Source organism: Micromonospora sp. (genome assembly GCF_048594385.1).
GTDB classification, from domain to species: domain Bacteria; phylum Actinomycetota; class Actinomycetes; order Mycobacteriales; family Micromonosporaceae; genus Micromonospora; species Micromonospora wenchangensis.
In genome coordinates this window covers 1-5670 of sequence record NZ_JBMDWU010000624.1, presented here as the reverse complement: position 1 = coordinate 5670, position 5670 = coordinate 1, and the positions used below count along the sequence as shown (strand labels likewise).

Annotated in this window: 4 protein-coding genes; 2 read left to right on the top strand and 2 right to left on the bottom strand. The window is 72.6% G+C overall.

Features of this window, described 5'->3' with window-relative positions:
* Nucleotides 1–22 precede the first annotated feature (22 nt).
* A complete protein-coding gene (gene dusB / locus ACOJTC_RS32705; protein ID WP_204926319.1) occupies nt 23–1192 on the top strand; it encodes a tRNA dihydrouridine synthase DusB in 1170 nt (389 codons plus the stop codon).
* 91 nt (nt 1193–1283) lie between these two features.
* Here dusB and ACOJTC_RS32700 read toward each other — a convergent pair whose 3' ends face one another.
* Both ACOJTC_RS32700 and ACOJTC_RS32695 read right to left on the bottom strand, forming a co-directional pair.
* Complete coding sequence (locus tag ACOJTC_RS32700) at nt 1284–1940, bottom strand: C39 family peptidase (RefSeq protein ID WP_420119769.1); 657 nt, start codon at nt 1938–1940, stop codon at nt 1284–1286.
* Between the two features lie 825 nt (nt 1941–2765).
* On the bottom strand, nt 2766–4550 hold the full coding sequence (locus tag ACOJTC_RS32695) for a beta-N-acetylhexosaminidase (RefSeq protein ID WP_420119768.1): 1785 nt from the start codon (nt 4548–4550) through the stop codon (nt 2766–2768).
* Between the two features lie 311 nt (nt 4551–4861).
* On the opposite strand from ACOJTC_RS32695, the gene ACOJTC_RS32690 reads away from it, so the two are divergent.
* Nucleotides 4862–5670, top strand: an 809-nt coding sequence (locus tag ACOJTC_RS32690; protein ID WP_420119770.1) for a PEP/pyruvate-binding domain-containing protein, incomplete at its 3' end; no start/stop codon positions are given.

The window sequence follows — 5670 nt, the reverse complement described above, 5'->3', positions numbered from 1 at the left end:
CCGGCATGGGATTCTGGGGTACGTGACCTCTCCCGCTGCGGTCCTGCGCCCGCTCACCATCGGCCCCCACCAGGTGTGGCCGCCGGTGGTGCTCGCCCCGATGGCCGGTATCACCAACGTCGGTTTCCGGCAACTCTGCCGGGAGCAGGGCGGTGGCATCTACGTCTGCGAGATGATCACCACGGTCGCGCTGGTGCAGCGGAACCCGAAGACCCTGCGCATGATCGCCTTCGGCGCCGACGAGCGGCCGCGCAGCCTCCAGCTCTACGGCACCGACCCCGAGATCACCGCCCAGGCGGTGCGGATCGTGGTGGAACGGGACCTGGCCGACCACATCGACCTGAACTTCGGCTGCCCGGTGCCCAAGGTGACCCGCCGGGGCGGCGGGTCGGCCCTGCCGTGGCGGCGGCGGCTGTTCGCCAGGCTGGTGCGGGCGGCGGTGGACGCCGCGTCACCCGCCGGGGTGCCGGTTACCGTCAAGATGCGCAAGGGCATCGACGACGACCACCTGACGTACGTCGAGGCGGGGCTGGCCGCCCAGGACGCCGGGGTGGCGGCGGTGGCCCTGCACGGGCGGACGGCCGCGCAGCGGTACTCCGGCACCGCCGACTGGGACGCCATCGCCACCCTCAAGCAGGCGCTCGACGTGCCGGTGCTCGGCAACGGCGACATCTGGGAGGCCGACGACGCGCTGCGGATGGTGGCCCACACCGGGGTGGACGGGGTGGTGGTCGGCCGGGGTTGCCTGGGGCGGCCGTGGCTCTTCGCCGACCTGCAGGCCGCGTTCGAGGGCCGGCCGGAGCGTCGGCTGCCGACCCTCGGCGAGGTGGCGGTGACCATGCGGCGGCACGCCGAACTGCTTGTCGACCAGTTCACCGCCGGCTCGCGTACCCCGGCCCGGGGCGAGCGGGACGGCTGCACCGACTTCCGTAAGCACGTCGCCTGGTATCTGAAGGGCTTCCCGGTCGGCAGCGAGCTGCGCCGGGAACTCGCCATGATCGAGAGCCTGGCCCAGCTCGACGACCTGCTCGGCAAGCTCGACGTGGCCGAACCGTTCCCGGTGGCCGCCCTCGGTCAGCCGCGCGGCCGGACGAACTCTCCCGGCAAGGTCTTCCTGCCCGAGGGCTGGCTGGACAGCCGGGACGACGACACCGTCCCCGAGGGCGCCGAGCTGGACGACTCGGGCGGCTGAGGCCGGCCCGCCCCGCCGTCGGAGCGCGGACCGGGGGTGACGACGAAGGGCCGACCCCCTCGGGGGGTCGGCCCTTGCGGTTCGGTACGGGTCAGGAGGCGTAGCCGCGGCTGGCGATCCAGTGGGCCAGCTCACCGACGTCGATCCGGTAGGAGGCGGTGTCCGGGTTGGCGGAGTCCGCGATCGTCACGACCCGCCCGCCGTCGCGGTAGCCGACGACGCTGATGTAGTGCCCGCCCTCGAAGGAGTGGGTGTTGCCGTCGGTGTCGGTGGCGGTGCCGGCGATGTTGGCGACCACGGCGCGGCCGTCGTCCACCGCACGGACGATGTCCGCGCGCAGCTTGTCGATCCGCTTGCCGTCGACCTTGCCGGCCGGGATCTCGGTGCTGCGGTACGCGTCCTTGCGGCCGATCTCCTTGTTCAGGATCGGGGTGATGTCGTTGATGCTGTCGGTGCCGTCCTCGGTGGTGCCCATCTCCCTGGCCATCGCGTCCACGTCGATGTTCTTGCCCTGCACGCTCAGCGCGTTACGGGCGGCGGCCGGGCCGCAGTCGGAGAAGTTGGGCTGGGCGGCGTAGTCGACCTTCAGTTCACGCTCGCCGGCGGGCTTGCGGTCGGTCTGCACGACGGCGGCGGGCCGGGTGGTCTCGGCGGCCTGTGCGGCCAGCGCGGGGCCGGCGATGCCACCGGCGGTGACGGCCAGGCCGGCGGCGGTCAGCACGGTCTTACGCAGGATGTCGGTACGCATGATGGGGTGCTCCTCTGCATCTCGGGGGTGCCACGGCGCGTCCCGCAGGGGGTGCGGTGACGCGGTGGTGCCGCATCGGCAGGTGAAGAGGAAGTCGTGACCCCGGCCGGGTGACGTGCGTTCCGGCAAGGCCGCCCTGCTGGGCGGGGCCGGGCCGGCGACTGGCCGGGGCGATCGCGGATACCAGGTGTAACGACCCCGGCGGGCCGACGATTCCGCCCGGCGGGTGGTCCCCGTCACCCGCCGCCGGGCCGATCCGTCACCGCCTCGTCACCACCGACGACACCCGTCGGCAAACCCACCATCGGTCACTGAAAGTCATAATCCGCCCACCGACCCCAGCGCCCCTCCGCCCGCTTTGCTCTGCTGCCCTCCCCGCGACAGTCACCCTTTGTGCCTGGCGCGTATGGAGCAGCAGAGCAAAGCGTGCGAGAGAGGTATGTGGTGGTTGCCGGCGGGGGATGAGAATGCATAGCTCAGGGCGGTTTGATGGTGGAGGGGGTGCCGGGGCCCGCTGATCATCGCCTGAGGTGGTCACTGTGTGTGATACGCGTGGCTCTCCGTGGCGGATGTGACTGGCTGTGATCGGAGAGGTGGTGAGCGGAGGTCCGGCCGGTGATCCTCCGGAAGTCGGAGAAGCTGGACCTCACGGAGAACCCCATGCTGGAAACCCGCGCCGGGGCTTCCCTGCGCCGGAGGCTCCCGTGCAGTAGGGGCCGCGGGGCCGGGGAGTCCGCTGGGCCGGGAGGTCCACCGGGTCGGGAGGTCCGCCGGGTCGGGGCGCCCGCTGTGCGGGGAGGCCGGGCGGGTCCGGGGCGACGGTGGTCACCGCACGTCGGGTGTGGTGGCGGTGTCTCGGGCGGATGAGGGCTGCCCGGGGGCGGGATTCCGGTGCGTTTCCGCAGCGTCGGGGAGGTGCCGCCCGGCCGGTGCGGCGGGCCAGGGGATCTCCGGGGACGGGTGGAAGGCGATGCCGGCGGCGTGCCAGCGCGGGCCGTGGCCGGCCAGCCGCTCCCGGAAGCCGGTCCAGCTCCGGGTGGACGGCGTGGACCAGGCCACCTCGGCGAGGGCGGGCAGGCGCGGGAAGACCATGAACTCGATCTCGGCCAGCGAGGTCACCGACTCGGTCCAGAGCGGGGCCTCCACGCCCAGCACCGCCTCGGCGGGGACGCCGGTCAGATGGGTCGCCGGGTCCCAGTGGTAGGCCCGGTGCACGTCGATCAGACCGGCCCAGTCGTGCCCGATGGGGGTGTCCGGGGCGTACTTCATGTCCAGGTACGCGTGGTTGCCGGGGGAGAGGATCACCCGGGCGCCCCGGCGTACCGCCTCGGCCACCGTGGGGTCGTCCCCGTCGGTGCCCCACCACTGCAGCACCCGGCCGTCGACCTGCCCGGCGGGGGCGATCTGGTGCCAACCGACCACGGTCCGGCCGAGCCCGGCGACGATCCGCTGCGCCCGCTCCACGAAACCGGTGTACGCCGCCCCCTTGACCTTGTACGCCTCGTCCCCGCCGATGTGCAGCCACGGCCCGGGGGTCAGCGCGGCCACCTCGCCGAGCACGTCGGCGACGAAGTCGTATGTGCGCTCGTCGGTGGGGTCGACGTAGCTGAAGCCGACCTCGGTGCCGGTGTACGGCGGCGGCGCGATCTTGCCCGGGGCCAGCTCGGGGTACGCGACCAGGGCCGCGTTGGTGTGGCCGGGCAGGTCCACCTCGGGGACGACGGTGACGTGCCGCCGCGCGGCGTAGGCGACGATGCGCCGGTAGTCGGCGGCGGTGTACCAGCCACCGGGGTCGCCGCCCACCGCGGTGCGCCCGCCGACCGTCGCCAGCCGGGGCCAGGAGTCGACGGCGATCCGCCAGCCCTGGTCGTCGGTGAGGTGCAGATGCAGGTGGTTGAGCTTGTACCGGGCCAGGTGGTCGATCACCCGGCAGACGTCCTCGACGCCGAAGAAGTGCCGTGCCACGTCGAGCATCGCCCCCCGGTAGGCGAAGCGGGGCCGGTCGACGATCGTGCCGCCCGGCACCACCCAGTGCTGCGCCACCGGGGTCCGGCTCTCCACGGCCGCCGGCAGCAGTTGCCGCAGCGTCTGCACGCCGTGGAACAGGCCGGTGGCGGTGCCGGCGGTGATCCGTACCGCGTCGGCGTCGACGTCGAGCCGGTAGCCCTCCGCGTCAGCGGACACCGTCGCTGCCGGGCCGTGCGGCGTGGCGGCGGCGAGGGTGAGCTGGAGCGGGCCCGGGGCGGGCGGCAGGTCGGCGACCGGGAGCGGGTAGCCGGTGGCGGGGCGGAGCAGTTCGGCGAGGTGTCCGGCGACCTCCCGGGCGCCCGCGTAGGCGCAGACCCGTACCGCCCAGTCGGCGGGGAGGACGAAGTCGGCGGCCGGCCGCGGCCGGACCGACGCGGGCGCCGGCACCACGTCACCCAGGCCGACGGTAGGCCGGGTGAGCAGCCGCCCGGCGGCCTGCGCGGCGCTGCGTGCCAGCGTGCCCGCGGTCGGCGTGCCCGTAGCCGGGGTGACCGTGGGCGGGGCGGCCGGGGTCGGAGCGGCGTCGGGGCGCGACGGCTGCTCGGGGCCGGGGGCGCCGCCGGTACGTGGGGTGCGCGACACGGGGCGGCTCCGGAGGGTGTATTCGCGAGGGATATGGCAAAGGTCAGGTTTGGCGCAACGGGTGACGTCAAGAGTACGAGGAGGAACCGGAATTGCGTGATCGTGCGCGTGGAAGCGTTCCCAGAAACCGGCGTGAACGCGGATAGTCGTGATGGCTGTGCCTATTGTCACCGAACGGTCCCAGGCCGCCCGATGTTCGCTTAACCTTCGCCCACCGAACGCTGACCAGGCCGGATTCCCGGTGGTCGGCCCCGGGGTAAGTCAGAACTGAACCTTCGTTAAGTGTCAATTCCGGCGCGCGTGGGAGGCTTCTGGTGACAACGCACGAGACGGACAAGTACGTCTACGACTTCGCCGAGGGCAACAAGGATCTCAAGGACCTGCTCGGTGGAAAGGGTGCCAATCTCGCCGAGATGACCAATCTCGGCCTGCCGGTGCCACCGGGCTTCACCATCACCACCGGCGCGTGCCAGGCGTACCTGGCGACCGGGCGGGAGCCGGACGGGCTGGCCGGGCAGATCGAGGCCCACCTGGAGGCGTTGGAACGCGCGATGGGCCGACGCCTCGGCGATCCGCAGGACCCGCTGCTGGTCTCGGTACGCTCCGGCGCCCGGTTCTCGATGCCCGGCATGATGGAGACCGTCCTCAACGTCGGGCTCAACGACCGCAGCGTCGTAGGGCTGAGCGAGCAGGCGGGGCAGAACGACAGGTTCGCCTGGGACTCCTACCGCCGGCTGATCCAGATGTTCGGCAAGACCGTCTGCGAGGTGCCGGGCGAGGAGTTCGAACACGCCCTCGACGAGGCCAAGCGGGCCAAGGGCACCCACGACGACCTCGACCTTGACGCCGACGACCTGCGTGGGCTGGTGGAGACGTACAAGAAGATCTTCGCCAAGCACACCGGGCGGGAGTTCCCGCAGGAGCCGCGCGAACAGCTCGACCTGGCCATCCGGGCGGTCTTCGAGTCGTGGAACGCCGAGCGGGCGATCCTCTACCGCCGCCAGGAACGCATCCCCGCCGACCTGGGCACCGCCGTCAACGTGGTGACCATGGTCTTCGGCAACCTCGGCCCCGACTCCGGCACCGGCGTCGCCTTCACCCGCGACCCGGGCAGCGGCGC